The following is a 20,225-nucleotide window of genomic DNA, read 5'->3' on the forward strand; positions in this document are numbered from 1 at the left end:
CAGAGCCGGCCGCGGCCCGGATCGCATCGAGCAACTGGGCCGGCGGTGTGTCCTTGAGGAGAAATCCTGCCGCGCCGGCCTCAAGCGCGTCGAACGCGTTCTCATCGGGTCGTCGGCGTTGCCTGCGTGTGCCCGGCGCCACCGTCGTCGAACCCCATGCTGAGTCCCGGTAGCACGGGAGTCGCCCGCCGACTTCCGGCCGCTGCCGCGAATCGCCTACACGGGAACGCTCAGCTGTCCGCCGGATTGGCCGATAGCCCCGTTGGGTGTGCTGACACGGCCGGGCCCTTGCGGTGAGGCGAGAGGAATGTCCATGGCGTCGAACAGGGGCGGGCTGGCGGTGACGGTACGGCGCAACGCGGTTTCGGGCTGGTTTGCCGACCGCAGCGTCAACGCGAAGCTGCTTATCTCGGTCGTCGTTGTGGCCTGCGTGGCGCTGGGCACAAGCTTGCTGTCCGTTGCCCGCATGGCCACGCTCAACGATGAGCTCGCCACCATGAAGGCCGAGCACGTCGATAGCCTGCAGCAGCTGAGCAACCTGCGCGGCGGGTTCGGCACCATGTTCCGCGGCCTGTTCCTGCTAACGTCGCCTGGCCTCGACGGCGCCACCCGCGACGAGGGCCGCCGCAACGTCGAGCAGGCCGACCAGACGGTCAACGACGCGCTGAGCCGGTACAAGGAACTCGCCAAGAACTCACCCGACCGGCTCGCCGCGCTCAACGACTTCAGCACCGGATGGAGCATCCACAGCGGGCTGCGGGACGCGATCATTCTCGGTAAGCCGAAGCGTGCCGATATCACCATCCCGGCTCCGGACAAGATCGCCGACGCGTTCATCAACCAGGAAAACATCATGAACGCGTCCGTCGTCAAACTCCAGCGGTTCGAGGAGTCCGAGTCGGCGGCGGTGGCCAGCCAGGCGGCGTCGGACTACCGGTCGGCCCGGGCGGTGCTCATCGCCTCGCTGCTCGCCGGCCTCGCGGTGGCGCTCGGCGTCGCGTTCTGGACCGCCCGGATGATCCGCCGCCAGCTCGTCGACGTCGGCGAGTCGCTGGAGGCGGTGGCGCAGGGTGACCTCACCCGGCCAGCGACCGTACGCTCCCGCGACGAGCTCGGGCAGATGGCCGCCGCCGTCAACCGGGCGAACGCCAACATCCGAGAGACGGTCGGTGCGCTCACAGCCGGCGCGCAGACCCTGGGCGTCAGCTCGCAGCGGCTCACCGGGGTCACCGAGCGGATCGCCGCCAGCGCCCAGGCGACCTCTGCCCAGGTCGGCGTCGTGGCGTCCGCGGCCGGGAGCGTGTCCACGAACGTCCAGACCGTGGCTGCCGGGTCCCAGGAGATGGGCGTCTCGATCACCGAGATCGCCCAGAACGCCAACGAGGCGGCGCGGGTCGCCTCCAAGGCTGTCGCGGTGGCGGAGTCGACCAACCAGACGGTGTCCAAACTCGGCGATTCCTCAGCCGAGATCGGCAATGTGGTGAAGGTGATCACCTCGATTGCCGAGCAGACCAACCTCCTCGCGCTCAACGCGACCATCGAGGCGGCCCGCGCCGGCGACGCGGGTAAAGGCTTTGCGGTTGTCGCCAGCGAGGTCAAGGACCTGGCCCAGGAGACCGCCCGGGCGACCGAGGACATCTCGCGCCGGGTCGACGCCATTCAGTCGGACACGACAGACGCCGTCGAGGCGATCGCCGAGATCAGCCGGATCATCGCCAAGATCAACCAATACCAGGTGACGATCGCGTCGGCGGTCGAGGAGCAGACCGCCACGACCGCCGAGATGAGCCGCAGCGTCGCGGACGCCGCCGACGGCACGTCTGAGATCGCCGCCACGATCTCCCAGGTGGCGCAGGCGGCCGGCACGACCACCCAGACACTCGGCGAGGCCGACGGCGCGGTCAACGAACTGGCGACCCTCGCCGCCGAACTCAACCGGGTCGTCGGCCGCTTCCGGGTCTAACAGGCCGGCACCGCAACCCGGAGAATCAAGATCACCGCTCACTTGACGACCGCGCAAGTAGCATCGCGACCGGGAGTCGGTGCTGCTGCTCGGCTGGGCGATGCTCGGCAGCGGCGACCACGCGGCCCGACATGGTGCGCAGGTCAGCGTAGTGGAGGCGGGCCGGTGCCGGCGGGCGATGAGCATGCGCTGTACCTCTGAGAGGGTGGTTCGGGAGCCGATGTCCGTTATGACTCTGGTGTTGGGTCAGGGTGGCGCTCATCCTCGCCGCCTACACCCAACTGCGCCTCGCTCGGCCACTGGCCGCCGACCCACGCCGACCTTGGGAGAAACCCGTTGCACCACAACGGCTCTCACCCGCCGCGTCCGCCGCGGAGTTCGGCACCTGCGCACGAAGGCCGCCTGCCCAGCCGCGGCGCCGAAACTCACCCGACCAGGACCCGGACGACCAGCCGGACGACCCAACGCCCGCCCGGCCAAACGCCACGACGTCCACCTCGCCACAGCTTCGACCAGCACGAAGACAAACGACCAAGAAGACAACGAAGACCACACCACGACCCCGCCGCCGAGGTTAAAGATCAAGGTGTGCCACGAACGCTGAAAGGGCTCAATGTAGGAGAGGTTTCTGGATGCGGTGCTGTGCAAGGGATGAAGGAATTGGCCCTTCGGTGTCGTCCTGTGGGGGAAGGCATCGGGGTTCCTCCCGGAGATGATCAAAGCCGTGCTGGAACGCGGGTTGCAGGCCGAACTGACCGACCATCTCGGCTATGAGAAAGGCGATCTGGCCGGACGTGGGAGTCCGAACTCGCGCAACGGGTCGACGTCGAAGTCGTTGCCGACCGAGGTCGGTGAGGTGCCGCTGTCGGTGCCGCGGGACCGTAATTCGTCGTTCGAACCCCGGTTGGTGCCCAAAGGGGCAACGCCGTGCCGGCGGCCTCGACGACATGATCATTTCCCTGTATGCGGGTGGGATGACCGTGCGTGATATCCAGCATCACCTCGCCCGGACCTTGGGCACCGAGTTATCCCACGGACTCGGCCCGCCGACGGGACGGTGGTGCTCGAACTCGTGTGGGGCTGGTAGTAGGGACTTCGACTATGCCGCTGATTGCGCTCCCGCGCCACGGGGGTGACCAGGCCCGCAGCCGTACGCTTCGGCGATGCCTGACCATCGGGCGTACGGCCGCGCCGTCGGATGGTTTGGCGCCGGCGCGGTCAGGCGTCCGTTTCCCTGGGCGGCGGCGCGGTCGTGGAGCGAATGATGAGTTTCGTGGTCAGGCGGATGTCGTCGGTCGGCAGTGGCTGGCGCGCGATGAGGGACAGCAGGGCCCGGCTGCCGGCTCGGCCCATGTCGTGCAGTGGTTGCCGGACGGTGGTCAACGGTGGGGCGCTGTGCGCCGCCTGCGGTAGGTCGTCGAACCCGACGATCGACAGGTCGTCGGGTACCGACAGTCCCAGCACCCGGGCGGCGGCGAGGGCACCGAGGGCTATCGGGTCCGCGCCGGCGACGATCGCGGTGGGACGCTGTGTGGTCAACAGGCGCGTGGCCGTGTGTACGCCACCTTGGTGGTTGAAGTTGGTCGAGACCACCAGGGCGGGATCTGGTTGGATGCCGGCGAGCCGCATGGCGTCTTCGTAGCCGCGGTAACGCAGTTCGGTGCTCTCGTGGTCTTCCTCGCCGCGGATGTAGGCGATGCGTCGGTGCCCGGCCGTGAGCAGGTGACGGGTGCCGGCCCGTACGCCGTCGTAGTTGTCGACGGTCACGCGGGGCAGGTCCAGGTCGATGCGACGGGGATCGATGACCACGACCGGAAGGTCGCTTGCCTGGATGACTTCCACGGTTTCCGGCTCGAGGACGGGAGCGATCAGCAGCAGTCCGTCGACGAGACCGTTGGCGAAGAATGCGATGCGGTCGCGCTCACGGATGGCATCGAGCGAGGCGTTCAACAGCAGTTCGCGTTCGTCGGCGGCGATCTCCTCGGCGATGCCACGCACGATCTCCAGGCTGTACTCGCCTGTGAGATCCAGGGTCAGAACGCCGACGTGGCCGGTGCGGCCGCGCCTTCCGTTGCGGGCACTCGGTGCGGTGTAGCCGAGCCGCTCCGCGACCTCTTGGACGCGCTGTCGGGTCGACTCGGATGCTCCCGCGCGCCCGTTGATGACGTTGGAGACCGTCATGGCAGACACGCCGGCCTCCGCGGCGACCTGCGCGATCGTGACTCTCGGGGTAGGCATGACCATTGTCTGGTGTGGGGCGACTCGACGGCTGATCGTACCGTGTGCCTCGTCACGCTGCGGGTCGGTGACCGCCTTGCGCGTCATGCCCGGCCCACCCGCGTCATCCGAGCACGGGAAGCTTGACGGTGGCGAAGGCATGCCGCGGGAGCCGAACGCGTAGCCGGCCGTCCTCGACCCGCGCTTCGGCGAGCGGCTGGGGGCACACGGCTCGCGGGTCCCGTGGGGAGTTGTGCGCGCTGAGGGCGTCGGCGGTCAACACGGTCGCGGTTGGGGTGCCGGGTCGTGCCCCGCGTAGATCGAGTTCCACGGTGACGCCGTGGTCGGCGTCGAGATTGGTCATGGAGACCAGCACCTGACCATCACGCCGGCTGGCGGTGGCGTGGAAGGTCGCTAGGTCGGTGTGCGCGACCCGGCGTACGGGTGTCGCCGCCAGCAGCCGGACTGCCAGTGAGTCGGCGTCCTGGTGGTCCTTGTTCATGGCGAAGACGTGATAGCTGGGGGTCAGCACGAGTGCCTCACCGTCGGTCAGCAGCATGGCTTGCAGGACGTTGACGGTCTGGGCGATGTTGGCCATGACGAGGCGGTCGGCGTGGCGGTGGAAGGCGTCGAGGTGCAGGCTCGCGACGAGCGCGTCGCGCAGTGTGTTCTGCTGGAACAGGAAGCCGGGGTGGGTGCCCGGCTCCACGTCGTACCAGGTGCCCCACTCGTCCAGCACGAGGCCGACGGTTCGGTCCGGGTCGTACACGTCCATGATCCGGGCATGCCCGGCGAGGATCTCCTCGACCCGGGCCGCCTTGGCCATCGTCCAGTAGTACTCCTCGAGGTCAAACCGGGTGGCGCTGCCCTTGTGCTCCCACGGGCCGGGGACGGTGTAGTGGTGGACGGAGATCGCCTGGAAGGTGCTTGCGCCGTGTCCGTCGGCGGTGGTGGAGCCCAGCGTGCGGCCCAGCGCCTTCATCAGCACCTCGGTCCAGTGGTAGTCGTCGCTGGACGCGCCGGCGGCGATCCGGTAGAGCCGGTTGCCGCCGTGGTCGCGGCTGTAGGTTCCGAAGACGCGCGCGAGGTCGGCATACGCCTCCGGGCGCATCCCGCCGCCACAGCCCCAGGGTTCGTTGCCCAGACCCCAGAACCGTACGTGCCACGGTTGCTCGCGGCCGTTCGCCCGGCGCAGCGCCGCCATCGGGCTGTCGTCGGCGCGGGTGAGGTACTCCGCCCACTCGCCGGCCGAACGGACGGTGCCGCTGCCGACGTTGACCGTGATGTAGGGCTCGGCGCCGAGCAGTTCGCACAGCGCCATGAACTCGTGAGTGCCGAAGCTGTTGTCCTCGACGACGTCCCCCCAGTGGCTGTTGACCATCCGCGGCCGCTGGTCGCGCGGGCCGACCCCGTCGCGCCAGTGGTACTCGTCGGCGAAGCAGCCGCCGGGCCAGCGCAGGTTCGGGATCCGGATGTCCCGTAGCGCCTGCACGACGTCAAGCCGGATGCCGCCCTCGTTGGGGATCTCGGAGTGCTCGCCGACGAAGAACCCGCCGTATATGCAACGGCCGAGATGTTCGGCGAAGTGGCCGTAGACGTGCCGACTGATGCGCGGCCCGGGTAGATCGACGTCGATGACACCACGGACCGTGGCCATGGCTGAGCCGTCCTCGTGGACTTCGGCCGCGGGGGTCCGCTCCCGCCAGTTCCGCCGTCCCTCGACCCGCACGTTGTCGATGGCGATCAGCGGCCCGGGGCTCGTGGCGGCGCGCTCGGCCGCGTCCGCGGGCAGGTGGACAGACGAGTCCGGCGACAGGGGCAGGAGGTGCAGCGTGACCTCCGACGTCGGTGTGCAGCCGCCATCGCGCAAACTGATCAGCCAGCGGGAGCCGTCCCAGAAGCGGTCGGTGACCGGGCGGCCGTCGACGCGCACCTGTGCTGCGTCTCCCGCCCACTCGATGCGCAGGATGGCGTCCTGCTCGGGCTCGCCCGCCCACGCCGGCAGCTGCAGCTGATATACGGCTGCCAACTCATCGAACACCGTGGCCGAGGGCGCGGACTGCCGGGTGTCCCGCGTGCCGTAGTTCGCGGGAACGGCAGGCGGTGCGGGCCGGCGCGCAATCGCGGGCACTTCGGCTTCGGCTGCGGCCCGGACCTCGCCCTGAAACGGCAGCGGCCGGAACGCCCGCCGCGCGGGGTCGTAGACCTGCACGGCCGGTGCGGGACCGGTGGTCCTGGCTACGAGCCGCCCGTCGGTGCTCCAGCCGAGGTCGTTCTCGGATAGCAGCAGCCGGCGACCGGGTTCTCCATGAGCGCCGTCTGCGACCCAGACCGTGCCAGCGTCCGTGACGGGCAGGACGAGGATGTCGGCCATGCTGGCGCCGTGGCGCAGCCGCATGGGCTCCCGGCCGGGCTCGATGGTGTGCACGGCGCGGACCGGGTCCGTGTCCGGCGGTGCCGGGTAGCCGTCGACGACGACGTCGGTCGGGACGGCGAGTTCTACCGGGATCTCCGGTTCGGCGCAGAGCACCAGGGTCGGGATTTCGCCCGGCAGGACAGTGAGCACCGACGCGGTGGCCCAGTCGATGCGTACGCCCTGTACGTCCAGTGCCAGCGGCCACCGGGCCAGGGTCCCGGCCGGGATGTCGACGGGCCGGGACGGCAGTACGAGCCGTTCCGTCTCCAGGGTCACCTGGAACTGGGCGCCCCGGTACGTCGGCAGCGCGACGTGGGGCTGGTGCCAGGACAGGAAGAGGAAGCCGCTGCGACCGTCGCTGCGCAGGGCCCATCGCAGCATGGTGGTGTCGTGCACGTCTTCGGGCAGGACGTCCGGCAGGCTGCTCGGCATCTGCGCCAGGTCGGGCCCGAACGCGGCGAGGAAGGCGTGCTGTCGCCGCAGTTCGGCGTGGCTGGCCGCGAGGGTGCCGGCCTCGCCGATGGGGGCGTGGAAGTCGTAGCCCAGTGAGGGCACGTCGTTCGGGTAGCCGGTGGCGTGGGACTCCTGCGTGCCGTGCTCGCCGGCCGGGTTCGTGCCACCGGCGTACATGTAGTAACCCTGCCAGGCCGAGCCGTTTCCGATCTTGCAATGGGCAACGGCCGCGATGTCGAGGGCCGATGGCCTGGGCCTGCGGTGGTACGCGGTGGCCATGCCACCACCGAGTTCACACGTGGCGGGCGGAAACACCGGTGGCTCCATGTCCTGCGCCGCCGCGTCGATGTCGTCGGCGCGCAGGTCGGCCCCGATTCCGGGGTCGTCCCAGGTGTGGGAGAAGAAGAAGTGCTGCCGGAAGGATGTGTCCCAGGGCGTGTCGGCGTCGGCCCAGAAACCGTCTCCGTAGCCGCCGTACAGCGGCATGACCTCCTCTGGGGGTAGTTTCGCGCTGCCCCAAGCCGTGGCCGTCCACAGCGGGGCCGACATGCCCGCCTCGCGGGCCAGGCGTTTGAGGGTGACCAGGTGGCCCGGCTGGTCGTACAATTCGTTCTCCAGCTGGATCGCCAGGACGGTGGCCGGCGTGCACCGCCCGGCGAGGGCTACGCCGAGCTGGCCGAACCACTCCCGCACCAGCTCCAGGTAGCCGGGGTCGTCAGTGCGGTGGACGACCGGGGACCGCTGTACCCAGTCGGGGAAGCCGCCGTTGCGGGTCTCCCCGTGGACCCACGGTCCGATGCGGAGCACGACCTCCAGGCCGGCGGCGCGGCACAGGTCGAGGAACGCGGCGACGTCGAGGTTGCCGTCGAACCTCGGTGTGCCTCGACGGGCCACGTGGTGGATCCAGGGCACATAACTGGAGGCCACGGTGATGCCACCCGAACGCATGAGCCGCAGTCGTTCCTCCCACCGGTGGCGGGGCACCCGGCTGTAGTGCAGCTCCCCCGAGACCGGGATCCACGGCTGCCCGTCGCGACAGAGGAACCGGCTGGTGAGTGCCAGCCCGGTCCGAACGTCCTCGTCGTTGGACATCCGTGGCCGGGGCGGCGATCCCGCCAGCGGTACCGGCCATGGGCGGTGGCGGACGGCGAGTCGGACGGACGGCGCCTGTGCGGTCAACCGCATGAGGTGCTCCTCGTCGTCGAAGGGATGCCGGGTTCCCGGCTTGGGCCTACGGTACAGGTTTATAAAGCCATCAGAAGGGATTGACAAAAGTACTTTAGGGGCGCAGCGTGTTGCTTGTCACAGGCTCGACACTCGCCGGAAACGGCAGCTCGTGACCGGTGAAGGACCAACCGGCCCTTCTCTCCCGGCCGGTCAACTTCCCCGGTGACGCGGTAAGCCCCACACCTACGTTCAGGCCGGCAAGCCTCGCCTTCACGGCGGGGGAAAGGAGCGCACCATGCCCGATGGACGTACCCAGGTGCCGGTTAACCGCCGGCGCTTCCTGACCGGATCGGCCCTGTTGGCCTCGGGCGCGGTCGCCGCGCCCCTACTCGCCAGCTGCGACGCGGGTTCCGGCGGATCCGGCAGCGACAACGGCAAGACCACCCTCACCGTGATGTACGCCAGCAACGAGCTGACCAAGGAACACATCGCAGCCTTCGAGAGCCGCAATCCCGATATCAAGATCCAGCTCATCGAGAATGACGAGGCCCGCCTCAACGCGATGCTCGCCTCAGGCAAACCGCCGGACTTCGTTCGCGGCGCGGCCGTCGGCAGCGCCAACAACAACGCGCGGGGCCTAGCCGCCGACCTGGACCCGTACCTGGACAAGAGCACCGTCCTGAAGAAGGACGACCTGTTGCCGGTCAACGACAACTGGCGGTGGGACGGCAAACGGATCGGCGCCGGCCCGTACTACGGCATCACCAAGGACTGGAGCCAGGACGCCACGCTCTGGTACAACAAGGCGCTGTTCGCCCAGGCGAAGGTGCCCGAGCTGAGCACCACCGAGCCGGTCACCTACGACCAACTGCTGGACATCGCCCGCAGGCTGGCCGTGCAGAAGGACGGGAAGACCGTCACCTACGGTCTTGGCATCGAATGGCAGTGGGGCCTGTCCGGGCCGCTGTTCTCGATGGTCCTGTCGCAGGGCGGCAGGATCTACAACGACGACCTGACCGAGACCGACCTCACCACCGCCGAGGCGAAACGGGCCCTGCAGTGGCTCGTCGACCTGGCCCAGTCCGGCGCCGCGCCGTCGTCGCTCAACCCGCTGCCCGACGGAGCGGACCTGTCGACGTTCATGGCCGGGCGGATGGCCGTCACCCAGGACGGCTACTGGTACGGCGGCAACTTCATCAAGGCACCGGCCGACCTCCAGGCCAACATCCGGATGGCACCGGCGCCGGTGATGGGCAACAAGCGGGTCAGCCCGTGCTACGCCGGGCAGGGGGCGTGGATCCCGGCCAAGTCGAAGAACAAGGACGCCGCGTGGAAGCTCATGGAGTACTTCATGGCCGGGCCGCCGGCCGAGGAGCGGGCCACGAGCGGCTGGGGGCTACCGGCCCTGAAGTCGCTGCTGCCGAAGCTGCCGCAGGAGCAGCCGTACCAGAAGGAGGCGTACCTGACGGCCCAAGCCGAGCTTGCCTACAACGTGCCGATGCCCGACTCGCCGTACGTCACCACGGCAAACTGGATCAGCACACTGAACGAGTACGTCGACCAGGCGGTGCGCAAGACCATTACCGTCGACGTCGCGGCTCAAAAGGTCACCGACGACGTCAATAAACTGCTCAAGCAGGGCAAGGACCGGATCGGTTAGGCGGTCGGCGTGGTTGTCGAGAAGGCACCGGTGACGGCATCGGCGCGACGCCGGCCCTCCGGTCCGGTCCCCCCGAAACGCCGGCGGCAATGGTCGCGGTACTCCGGCCGGACCTTCTACCTGTTCGTTGCGCCCTGGGTGGTCGGCTTCGTGCTGCTCACGGTCGTGCCGCTGGGGTACGCGTTCGCGATGAGCCTAACCAACTTCGACGGCAGTTCGTCGTTGTGGCGGTGGGTCGGGCTGAGCAACTATCGCGAGTTGCTGCACGACTCGGCCGCCTGGGCCAGCCTGGGCCGCACGCTGGCCTACACGGCGATCGTGGTGCCGCTCAGCGTGGCCATGTCGCTGGGCCTGGCGGTGCTGCTGAACCGGCGGCTCCGAGCGGTCGGGCTGTTCCGGACAGTCTTCTTTCTGCCGTCGGTGGTGCCGGTGGTGGCCACCGCGATCATGTGGAAGCTCGTCTTCAACCGCGACTCCGGACTGCTCAACGCGATCCTCGAGCGGCTGGGAATCGGAGCGGTCACCTGGCTGGTGGATCCGACCGCCTTCTACGCGCTGATCATCTTGACGCTGTGGGGGCTTGGCATTGGCATGGTGATCATGCTGGCTGCGCTCCAAGGCGTACCGATCGAACTGGAGGAGGCGGCAACCGTCGACGGGGCCGGCCGCTGGCACGTCTTCCGGCACGTCACCATGCCGATGATCTCACCGGTGATCTTCTTCCAGGTGGTCACCGGGGTGATCATGTCATTCCAGGTGCTGGTGCAGCCGCTGCTACTGGCGGAGACCAACAGCATCGGCGCCGCCGGCAGCGTGCCGACCAGCACCCATCTCTACATGGTGCAGGTGTACCAGGAGTACTTCGCCAACCAGCGGTTCGGCTACGGGTCGGCGATGTTGTGGGTGTTCTTCGTCATCATCCTGATCATCACGCTGCTGGTGCAGCGCTCCAGCCAGTTCTGGGTGTACTACGAGGTGGACCATGACCAGAGCGACTGACCGAACCGCGGCCCGCCGCCCCGACGCCGGCAGAACCTACCTGCTGCTCATGGTGCTGGCCGTGCTCTTCGCCGGGCCGATCGTCTGGCTCGTGCTCGCCGCGCTGAAGAAGCAGGCCGAGTGGGTCGCCATCCCGATCCGCTTCCTGCCCGAGACACCGCAGTGGAGCAACTTCACCGACGCGCTCACCCAGATCAATTTTCTCGCCTACACCGCCAACTCGCTGTTCCTGTCCGCCACCTACGCCGTCCTGGTCACGGTGTCCAGCGCCGCGGTCGGGTTCGGCTTTGCCCGATTGCAGGGACCCGGCAAACGGCCCCTGTTCGTGGTGCTGCTCGCCACGATGATGCTGCCCAGCATCCTCACGCTGATCCCCACGTACGTGCTGTACGCGCGGCTCGGCCTAGTGAACACCTACTGGCCCTGGGTGTTGTGGGGCCTGGCCGCCTCGCCGTACCTGGTGTTCCTGTTCCGGCAGTTCTTCGCCGCGATACCGAGAGACATCGAGGACGCCGCCATCATCGACGGCTGCGGGTACGGACGCATCTTCTGGCGCATCTTCCTGCCGCTTTCCCGGCCGGTGCTGCTCACCTCGTTGCTGCTGTCGTTCACGTGGACGTGGGGAGACTACCTCGCGCCACTGCTGCTGCTGGACACCGACCACACCACGCTGTCGGTGGCCATCACCCAGTCGTACCGGGACCCGCACGGGAACTACATCCCGACCGTGCAAGCCGCGGCCGCCGCCCTCTACGTGATACCGGTGATGCTCATCTTCCTGTTCGCCCAGCGGTACTTCGTGCGCAGCGTCGCGACGTCCGGGATGAAGGGATAGCCCAGCCGCCCTCCAGTGGGTAAAGGTTTTACTACGGCCAGCCTTACCAGTTGCCTTGGTCCCCAGTTCCAAGACGAGAATCTCCGTTTTCTAGCCGGCAGGCGACGCGCCGATCAAGTCGGGAGAATGGCCGGTCATCGGTGAACAGTTGTTCCACGATGAGGAGTCTGCGTGGGGTCCGCCCAAGATCCGAGGAACCCCCATGACCCAGACAATCAGGCGAAATCAGCGCGCCTCCGTGTTCACGTACATCAGCGTCATCGTCGCGGTCGTGCTGTTCGGTCTCCCGTTCCTGTACATCGTCCTCACGGCGCTCGCGGGGCCGAACCAGATCTCCGAGGGCACCTCCGGACTGTTCGCCATCAGTCCGCGATGGTCGAACTTCGTGGACGCCGTCACGCTCGTGGACTTCCCGAGGTACAGCCTGAACTCGCTGTTCCTCTCGACGCTCACCGCGGTCCTGAGCACGGCCAGCAGCGCCACGATCGGCTTCGCCTTCGCACGTATCAGGGCGAGGGGACGCAACTTCCTGTTCACGATCGTTCTCGCGACGATGATTGTGCCCGCCGTGGCGATGCTCATCCCGACCTATGTGCTCTTCGCCCGACTGGGGCTTGTCGGAAACTACTGGCCGTGGGTGCGATGGGGACTCGCCGGCACCCCTTACTTCATCTTCCTGTTCCGGCAGTTCTTCACGTCGATCCCGCTGAAACTCGAGGACGCGGCCATCGTGGACGGCTGCGGCTGGTGGCGCACGTATCTCCTGGTGTTCCTGCCGCAGGGTCCCGCCCGATGATCCTCACCGCGCTGCTGCTGTCCTTCACGTGGAGCTGGGGCGACTTCCTCGCGCCCAAGCTGCTGCTGAACGTGGACAACACGACGCTTGCCGTCGCGATGTCGAGCGGCTACCTCGACCCGATGGGGAACCCGATGATCAATATCCAGGCCGTCGGCGCACTGTTGTACCTGCTACCGGTCGTGGTGATTTTCTCCTTCACCCAGCGCTACTTCATGGGCTCTTCGCTCGGCTCGGCTGTCAAGGGATGACGCCGGCATCCTCGCCGCTGTTCCGGGATCCCATCCACGACGGCGCCGCCGACCCTGTCCTCGTGTTCAATCGGGCCGAGCGGGCATGGTGGATGCTCTACACCGCGCGGCGCGCCGACGCACCGGCCCTCCCGGGAATGGAGTGGGTTCACGGCGCCGACCTGGGCGTCGCGTCGAGCGCCGACGGCGGAAACACGTGGACCTATCGCGGTGTCGTCGAAGGACTCGACCTCGAGTGGGGCAGGCACACGTACTGGGCACCCGAGGTGGTGGACGACGGCCAGACCTATCACATGTACGTCTCCGTCATCCGGGGAGTCCCGTCGAAGTGGGCTGGCTTCGAGCGGCGCGTCAGGCACTACACGTGCCCCGACCTGGTCCGCTGGACCTACCGGTTCAGCGTGTTCGCGCGGGGCAGTGCCGGGACTGTCAAGGTCGAGCTGCTCACCGCCGATGGCGCGGCGACCGCGGAGCTGCGAGTTGCCCAGGAGTGGAGCCGGCTTGAGGCGAAGCTCGTCGCGCCCGCCGCGGCTCTCGCGCTCACGGCAGTCGGGGCGACCGTCGACGTGGACCTCGTATCGCTTTTCCCGCCGATGTGTTCCACGGCTCTTCGAACGGGCTGCGCGTCGGCTCGAACGGGCTGCGCGTCGACCTCGCCCAGACCATCGCCGCACTGCGTCCACGGTTCGTGTGCTTCCCGGGCGGGTGCGTGGCCCACGGCTTTGGACTGGACAACGCGTACCGGTGGCCGCGCACGCTCGGCGCGCTCCAGGACCGCCGCCCCGACTTCAACATCTGGGGCTATCACCAATCCTTCGGCCTCGGATACCTGGAGTACTTCCGGTTCTGCGACCAGATCGAAGCGACACCGCTTCCCGTGCTCGCGGCCGGTGTCTGCTGCCAGAACTTCCCCGGCGGCGCGGAGGCGATCCCCGACGCCGAGTTCGACGAGTACACCGCAGAGGTTCTCGCCCTCATCGAGTTCGCCAACGGCGGCCCCGACACTGCCTGGGGCGCCCGGCGCGCCGAACTCGGGCACCCGGAGCCGTTCGGACTGCGCTACCTCGCGCTCGGCAACGAGGACGAGATCACCCCGGCGTTCCAGGAGCGGTTCGCCCGCCTCTTCGCGGCAGTGCGCGACCGCCATCCCGAGGTCACGGTCATCGGCACGGTGGGGTCCTCAGGCATTCGGCATCGACTACGAGCGCGGCTGGAAGCTCGCGCGCGAGCTCGGAGTACTGATCGTTGATGAGCGCTGCTACAAGGCGCCCAAGTGGCTGTTCGAGAACGTCGACCGCTACGCCGCCTACGACCGGAACGGGTCGGGGGTCTATCTCGGCGAGTGCTGCTCGCTGGCCAACCGGATGCTCAACGCCCTCGCCGAGGACGCATTCATGATCGGCCTCGAAGCCAACGGCGACGTCGTCCGGCTAGCGTCGTACGTGCCGCTGCTGGCTAAGAACGGCCGGACGCAGTGGACGCCCGACCTCATCTACTTCGACAACGAGCGCGTGCTCCCGAGCCTCAACTACCACGTGCAGCGGATGTTCTCGATGACCGTCGGCGACCACGTCGTCGAGGTCGAGGTCGAGGGGGCTCCCGAGTTCCGGTGCCTGCCGCAGCCGTTCGTGACGATTGGCCTGGACACCGGCGGATTCGAGGTCGACTTCACGGATATCTCGCTCAACGGCGTCGCTGCCGAGCCAGTCCGGGTGGTCCCGGGCGACGGTCGCGTGGTGCTCCCGGTCCGGACCGAGAACGACGGCTACACCGTGCGCCTCGCCGCGACCCCACGCGCCCGCACCGAGGGTCACGAGATCGGATTCGGTGTCCACTTCGGCGCGGTCGGCTCGCCCGACAGCTGGGAGTGGCACTTCGGGAGCTGGCTCGACCGGAACCTCACCGCCCAATACACGGCCGACGTGGATCGCGACGAGCTGCTTCCCTCGATCCCGTTCTGCATCGAGATCGGACGGACCTACGAGATCGAGATCCGGGTCGCCGAGGCCGGGCGGCGCATCGAGTACCGGCTCGGCGGCGTACTCGTGCACGAGTACGCCGATCCAGGGATCCTGGAGCGTCGCTTCGCCGCCGGCCTCGTCACGGGGAAGGGGCGAAACGCCCTCCGCGTCGTCAACGCGACCGCGGAGGAGACGCGAATCGAGCTCGTGCTCGGCTCGGGGCGATCGCTCGCCGGCGCCCGGGTCACGAGGCTGGCCGCCGACCCGACGGCGGGCGCGCCGTTCGAGCCCGCCCCAGCGGAGTCGGCGGTGTCCTGGCTCGAGTCGGCCGTGTTCACGGTGTCGCCGTACTCGTTCACGGTCGTCGAGTGGCCGGGGCGGCTCGGGCAGTGACCACGGAACGCGTCGTGCCGCTCGCCGAGGGCTTCCCTGGCCAGCGGATCCGCGTCCTGCCGCCGCCACTCGTCGCGCGCGCGGCACGCGCATCGGTCACCTCGCGGCTCCTCGTGACCGACCTCGGGTACTTCCCCCGCGCGGCTGGCCACGGGCGCTCGCGACCGCGCGGAGCCGCGGAGACGATCGTCATCGTGTGCGTTGACGGCGCCGGCTGGTTCGAGAGTCCGAGCGCGCGCTGTACGCTCCGCGCCGGCGAGGCGGTCATCGTGCCGGCGTTGGTGCCGCATCGATACGGCTCGCTCGCCGAGGACCCGTGGACGATCTGGTGGCTTCACCTCCTCGGCACGGACGTCGCGGATCTGGTCCAAGCGCTCGGCGGGTCCCCGGACGAGGCGTCCGTCATCGCGGTGCGCGACCTGCTGGCCGTCGTCGGCTTGTTCGAGAGCGCGCTCGCCGCGATGGAGCGCGATGAGACCTGGGCAAGCCTCTACGCCGCGTCGGGGTGCGTGTGGCACCTACTAACACAGCTCGCGGCGAGTCGGCTGCGCGGCGCCCGAAGAACCGAGGACCGCATACTCGACGCGCTTGAATACCTCCGGGCGTACCTCGCGCTCCCGGTGCGGCTCACCGATCTCGCGAGATCCGCGAACCTCAGCGTCTCGCACTTCTCGGCGCTCTTCCGCGAGGCGACGGGCACGAGCGTCATCGACTACGTGCGTCGGCTGCGGATCTCCCGGGCGCGCGAGCTGCTCGTGACGACGGACCGGTCGATCACCGAGATTGCGCGCGCCGTCGGATACGCCGACCCGTTCTACTTCACGCGGCAGTTCCGCGCGGTCGACGGCGTCTCGCCGAGCGAGTTCCGGCGACGCTCCCGGCACGAGGAGTCGTGACCGCGGCGGCGCCGTTCGAACGTCCAGGTTCCTCGACGATCTGGCTATTCCGCGGCGCCCGCGGACTTCCTACCGTGGCGCCGTGACCTCGCCGTTCCTGCTGCCGGACGCTCCCGCCGACCTCGCCGCGCGGATCCGCGCCGGAGGTGCCGTCGCATGGGAGCACCCGGTGACGATCGACACCTACGCCACCGGAGCTCCCGAGGCACTGCCAGTGTTCTCCGAGTCGCGCGTGTACCAGGGGTCGACCGGGCGGATATATCCGCTGCCGCTCATCGAGCGGATCGACGCCGTTAAGGCCCCGCGCGCTTGGGATGCCTTTCACCTCGAGAACCCGTGGGTGCGACTCATGGTGCTCCCGGCGCTCGGCGGGCGGATCCACGTCGGCTACGACAAGGTCGCCGGTTACGACTTCTTCTACCGCAACAACGTCATCAAGCCCGCGCTCGTCGGGCTCACGGGACCGTGGATCTCGGGCGGGGTCGAGTTCAACTGGCCGCAGCACCACAGGCCCGCGACCTACCTGCCCGTCGACGCCGAAATCGAGACGGCCCCGGACGGCAGCGTGACGGTGTGGTGCACCGACCACGACCCCTTCGCGCGGATGCGCGCGAGCCACGGCGTCACGCTTCGTCCCGACTCGGCGCTCATCGAGCTTCGCGTGCGGCTGCACAACCGCACCGAGGAGCGCCAGACCTTCCTGTGGTGGGCGAACGTCGCGGCGCGCAGCCACGACCGCTACCAGTCCTTCTTCCCGCCGGACGTCCGCTTCGTCGCCGACCACGCGCGCCGCGCCGTCACGGCGTTTCCGCGTGCCGACCGGCCCTACTACGGGGTCGTCTACCCGGCCCGCGTCGACACCGCGCACCCCGACGCCGACCGGCTCGACTTCTACGCCAACATCCCGGTACCGACGTCGTACATGATCCTCGAAACGCGCGACGACTTCTTCGGCGGCTACGACCACGCCGCCGATGCGGGATTCGTGCATTGGGCCGACCGCCGGATCGCGCCCGGCAAGAAGCAGTGGACCTGGGGCAACGCGCCCTTCGGCCACGCGTGGGACCGGCAGCTCACCGACGCCGACGGCCCGTACGTCGAACTCATGGCCGGCGTCTTCACCGACAACCAGCCCGACTTTTCCTACCTCGCGCCGGGGGAGGTGCGCGAGTTCTCGCAGTACTGGTATCCGATCAGCCGCATAGGCGTGCCGCTCCACGCGACCACGCGAGCGGCTCTCTCGCTCGAGCGGACCGATGCCGGGCTACGGGTCGGGCTCGCCTCGCCCACGCGTCACTCGATCCGGATCGTCGCGAGGACAGCCGCGGGCGACCGGGTCGAGCACCCAGCCGAGGTCGGGCCCGACGAGCCGGTCATCGTCGTGCTCGACCTCGATGTCGGATCGGTGCGCGACGTGAGCGTCGAGGTGCTCGAGGGGGAGTTGAGCATCGCGCACTGGTCGGCGCCCGAGGAGTCCGGCGCGGAGCCGACGGTCGCGACCGCGCCGCCTGCTCCCCACGAGATCGCGAGCTCGGACGAGCTCTACCTCACGGGCGTCCACGTCGCGCAATACCGCCACCCGACACGCGATCCGGAGCCGTACTGGCGCGAGGCCGTCGCGCGGGACCCCGGTGACAGCCGCCCGCTTGTCGCGCTCGCGGCACAGGCCTACCGGCGCGCCGAGTACGCGGCCGCGCAAGAGCTGCTGACCCGCGCGATCGCTCGTCAGACGCGGCATAACTCCAACCCGGCCGACACCGAGGCGTACTACCGCCTGGGGCTCGTTCTGCTGCGGCTCGGACGCGAGGGCGAGGCGCTGGACGCCTTCGGCCGCGCGCAGTGGTCGCTGCCCTGGTCCGCTCCGGCGCGGCTGGAGCTCGCGCGTGCCGACCTCCGCGCGGATCGGCCGGACGATGCACTCGCCCGGCGCCTCGACTCGGCCGATCCGCGCGCGGCGGCGATCGCGGTCATCGCGCTGCGGCGCCTTGATCGGCGCGCCGAGGCCGACGCCACGCTCGCCCGGGCGCTCCGCGACGATCCGCGCGATCGCTGGCTCCGTTCGCTCGCCGGATCTCCCGACGACCTTGACGGGAGGACTCTCATCGACCTCGCGGGCGAGTACCGCCGGGTCGGCGATACGACGGCGGCGCTCGAACTGCTCGCCCGCGCCGCGTACGCCCCCGCGTCCGACGCAGGCGATACGCGCCCGGTCGCCGGCTATCTGTCCGCCGCGATCCTCCTTGAACGCGCCCGGCTCGACGACGCGGCGACCGCGCGCTGGCGCGACCTCGACGGTGTTTTCCCGGCCGGTCTCGACGAGCACGACGCGCTCGCCACGGCGGCGGAACTCGACCCGAACGACCCGACCGCGCCCGACCTCCTCGGCATCTGGCTCTACGACGCCGGTCGCCGGGCCGAGGCGCTCGCCGCGTGGCGACGCGCCCGGCACGCGGGAGGAGATCGCGCCGTCCTGCTCCGCAACCTCGCCCTCGCGACGGCGACCGTCGAAGGGGACGAGCACAGCGCCGCCAGGATCTACGACGCCGCCATCCGCCGCTCCGAGGGCTCGGCCCGCCTGCTTCTGGAACGTGACATCCTCGCGCGCCGGCTCGAGGAACCGGCGGAGAGCCGCCTCGCCCGGCTCGACGCGCATCCCGGCTCGATCGAGAAGCGTGACGATCTCGTCGTCCTCCGCGCGGACCTCCTGACCGATCTAGGCCGCGCCGCGGAAGCGCTCGACCTGCTCGACGGTCGGACGCTGCGCGCCTGGGAGGGCGGCGAGGGACTCGCGCTCGCGGCCCGGGATCGCGCGTGCCTGACGCTCGCCCGGGCGGCGCTCGCGCGCGGCGACCGGTTCGGCGCGTTCGCTGAGACCGACCGCGCGCTGTCGGTCCCGCATTCGCTCGGCGAAGACCGCCATCTCCTTGACTCGCTCGCCGAGATCCGCTACCTGCGCGGTCTCGCGCTGGGCGATCGTGCCGAGTGGGCGGCCGGGGTGGACGATCCCGCGGACCCGGTCCGGCATCCCGAGCGCGTCGTCGACGCGGCGACCGCCTACGTCGGATTCTGCGCCCTGGCTCTCGGCGACGAGGATCGAGCCGAGCGCTGCTGGGCTGCGATCGAGGAGCGCGCGTCGCGACTGCGGGAGACGGCCGATCGGGTCGACTACTTCGCGACGAGCGTGCCGGAGTTGTCGCTCTTCGGCCTCGACACGGGGCACGTCGCGCGTCAGGCGGCTGAGCTCGAGCGCCTCGCGCGCGCCGGACGGTCGGCGGCCGGCGGCCGGCGGCCCACACTGGTCGACTGAGCCGCGATCAACCGGGCGCGACCGCGAGCCACCACTCGAGCGGCTCGCCCGGTCGCAGCGTCGGCGCCGTTCCCAGCGCGACGGCGACCTCGAGCGAGTCGGCATAGCCGAGCGATGGCTCGACGGCGATGACGGGCTCGTCGGCCCAAGCCCGGTTGTCGAGCCAGATCGCGAGGTAGCGGCACTCCGGCGAGAGGGTCAGCCCGAGACGGCCGCCGTCAGAGCGGATGAGGACGACCCGCGTCACGGCCGGTTCGTCCGGGTGTACGTAGACCTTCCGGCTGCCGCCGTCGGGCAGCGCGTCGAGGCTCGTCAACTGCTCGCTCCAGCCGATCACCGGCCATCCCTTCGCACTTACCTCGACCGCCCGCTCGGGAGTCGGCGACAGCTCGACCCGGCTCCCTGGGGGAGCCGCGAACTGCGGGTGCGCGGTCCACAAGAACGGCACTGCTCCGCCGGTCGTCTCGGCCGAGTACTCCAGGCGCAGGCCGCCGTCGCCGGTCGAGACGATGCGCCGGCGCAGGACATAGGGCCAGCTCGCGCCGGCGTGGCGAAGGCCGGTGCCGGTCGCCGTCCATGGCACGTCCCAGGCGTCGCCGTGGTCGGGAAGGCGGCGGCCGTCAACGACGCATTGGTTGATCGTCGGCGCGCACTCGTCCCAGCCCGCCATCTCGGCCAGGCCGAACGGCATTCCGGGCACCGCGCCGGTCCGTCGCGAGCGGGTGAGCCACTCGCGGCCCGCAGGATCGCGTAGCGAGATGATCTTCGCCCCGCGCGCTGCGTCGATCTCGAAAGTCATCCCAGGGTCGCCGGTCACCACTGCATTTTGGTCATTCGCCGCAGCCCGCGGGCAACCTACCAGCGGATCGTCCAGGTAGTGCCGCGCGATCCGCTATGGAGGTGACGAGGGA

The 20,225-nt window shown here is 69.3% G+C and carries 13 protein-coding genes and 3 pseudogenes; 12 read left to right on the forward strand and 4 right to left on the reverse strand.

Annotation, left to right across the window (positions count from 1 at the left end):
- Nucleotides 1–88: pseudogene (locus tag Vau01_RS64345) on the reverse strand (DNA-binding response regulator); the annotation flags it as partial.
- A 225-nt stretch (nt 89–313) separates the two neighbouring features.
- Here Vau01_RS64345 and Vau01_RS60420 point away from each other — a divergent pair.
- From Vau01_RS60420 to Vau01_RS60425, 3 genes and pseudogenes are all read left to right on the forward strand, one after another.
- Nucleotides 314–1,963 (forward strand): methyl-accepting chemotaxis protein, encoded by a 1,650-nt coding sequence (locus Vau01_RS60420; protein WP_204013595.1) that lies wholly within the window; start codon nt 314–316, stop codon nt 1,961–1,963.
- Nucleotides 1,964–2,220: 257 nt separating this feature from the next.
- A pseudogene (locus Vau01_RS65125) lies at nt 2,221–2,541 on the forward strand (NF041680 family putative transposase); the annotation flags it as partial.
- Between the two features lie 116 nt (nt 2,542–2,657).
- Nucleotides 2,658–2,997 (forward strand): annotated as a pseudogene (locus Vau01_RS60425) (transposase); the annotation flags it as partial.
- 184 nt (nt 2,998–3,181) lie between these two features.
- On the opposite strand, the gene Vau01_RS60430 reads toward Vau01_RS60425, so the two are convergent.
- Both Vau01_RS60430 and Vau01_RS64350 read right to left on the reverse strand, forming a co-directional pair.
- Complete coding sequence (locus tag Vau01_RS60430) at nt 3,182–4,201, reverse strand: LacI family DNA-binding transcriptional regulator (RefSeq protein ID WP_204013598.1); 1,020 nt, start codon at nt 4,199–4,201, stop codon at nt 3,182–3,184.
- 103 nt (nt 4,202–4,304) lie between these two features.
- A complete protein-coding gene (locus Vau01_RS64350) occupies nt 4,305–8,234 on the reverse strand; it encodes an alpha-L-arabinofuranosidase C-terminal domain-containing protein (RefSeq protein ID WP_239153060.1) in 3,930 nt (1,309 codons plus the stop codon).
- 277 nt (nt 8,235–8,511) lie between these two features.
- Between Vau01_RS64350 and Vau01_RS60445 the strand changes: the two genes are divergently transcribed.
- From Vau01_RS60445 to Vau01_RS60485, 9 genes are all read left to right on the forward strand, one after another.
- On the forward strand, nt 8,512–9,876 hold the full coding sequence (locus Vau01_RS60445; protein WP_204013601.1) for an ABC transporter substrate-binding protein: 1,365 nt from the start codon (nt 8,512–8,514) through the stop codon (nt 9,874–9,876).
- Between the two features lie 9 nt (nt 9,877–9,885).
- The gene (locus Vau01_RS60450; protein ID WP_204013604.1) at nt 9,886–10,875 is read left to right on the forward strand and encodes a carbohydrate ABC transporter permease; all 990 of its coding nucleotides are present in this window, start codon (nt 9,886–9,888) and stop codon (nt 10,873–10,875) included.
- Nucleotides 10,859–11,710 (forward strand): carbohydrate ABC transporter permease, encoded by an 852-nt coding sequence (locus tag Vau01_RS60455; protein ID WP_204013607.1) that lies wholly within the window; start codon nt 10,859–10,861, stop codon nt 11,708–11,710. The genes Vau01_RS60450 and Vau01_RS60455 overlap by 17 nt, the downstream gene beginning before the upstream one ends.
- A 202-nt stretch (nt 11,711–11,912) precedes the next feature.
- Nucleotides 11,913–12,506: a carbohydrate ABC transporter permease gene (locus Vau01_RS60460; protein WP_204013610.1), complete on the forward strand. Its 594-nt coding sequence runs from the start codon at nt 11,913–11,915 to the stop codon at nt 12,504–12,506.
- On the forward strand, nt 12,503–12,757 hold the full coding sequence (locus Vau01_RS60465; RefSeq protein WP_204013613.1) for an ABC transporter permease family protein: 255 nt from the start codon (nt 12,503–12,505) through the stop codon (nt 12,755–12,757). The genes Vau01_RS60460 and Vau01_RS60465 overlap by 4 nt, the downstream gene beginning before the upstream one ends.
- A gap of 595 nt (nt 12,758–13,352) precedes the next feature.
- On the forward strand, nt 13,353–14,006 hold the full coding sequence (locus Vau01_RS60470) for an alpha-L-arabinofuranosidase family protein (RefSeq protein WP_204013616.1): 654 nt from the start codon (nt 13,353–13,355) through the stop codon (nt 14,004–14,006).
- A 115-nt stretch (nt 14,007–14,121) separates the two neighbouring features.
- Nucleotides 14,122–15,111: an alpha-L-arabinofuranosidase C-terminal domain-containing protein gene (locus tag Vau01_RS60475; RefSeq protein WP_275424062.1), complete on the forward strand. Its 990-nt coding sequence runs from the start codon at nt 14,122–14,124 to the stop codon at nt 15,109–15,111.
- Complete coding sequence (locus Vau01_RS60480) at nt 15,108–16,007, forward strand: AraC family transcriptional regulator (RefSeq protein ID WP_204013622.1); 900 nt, start codon at nt 15,108–15,110, stop codon at nt 16,005–16,007. Before Vau01_RS60475 ends, Vau01_RS60480 begins: the two co-directional genes overlap by 4 nt.
- Nucleotides 16,008–16,089: 82 nt before the next feature.
- Nucleotides 16,090–19,314, forward strand: coding sequence for a DUF5107 domain-containing protein (locus Vau01_RS60485; protein WP_204013625.1), 3,225 nt, complete (start codon nt 16,090–16,092; stop codon nt 19,312–19,314).
- Nucleotides 19,315–19,321: 7 nt separating this feature from the next.
- Here Vau01_RS60485 and Vau01_RS60490 read toward each other — a convergent pair whose 3' ends face one another.
- Entirely contained in the window at nt 19,322–20,113 is a 792-nt protein-coding gene (locus Vau01_RS60490) for an aldose epimerase family protein (RefSeq protein ID WP_204013628.1), read from the reverse strand.
- Nucleotides 20,114–20,225 lie beyond the last annotated feature (112 nt).

The sequence above is a fragment of the Virgisporangium aurantiacum genome, from assembly GCF_016863635.1.
Classification (GTDB): Bacteria; Actinomycetota; Actinomycetes; order Mycobacteriales; family Micromonosporaceae; genus Virgisporangium; species Virgisporangium aurantiacum.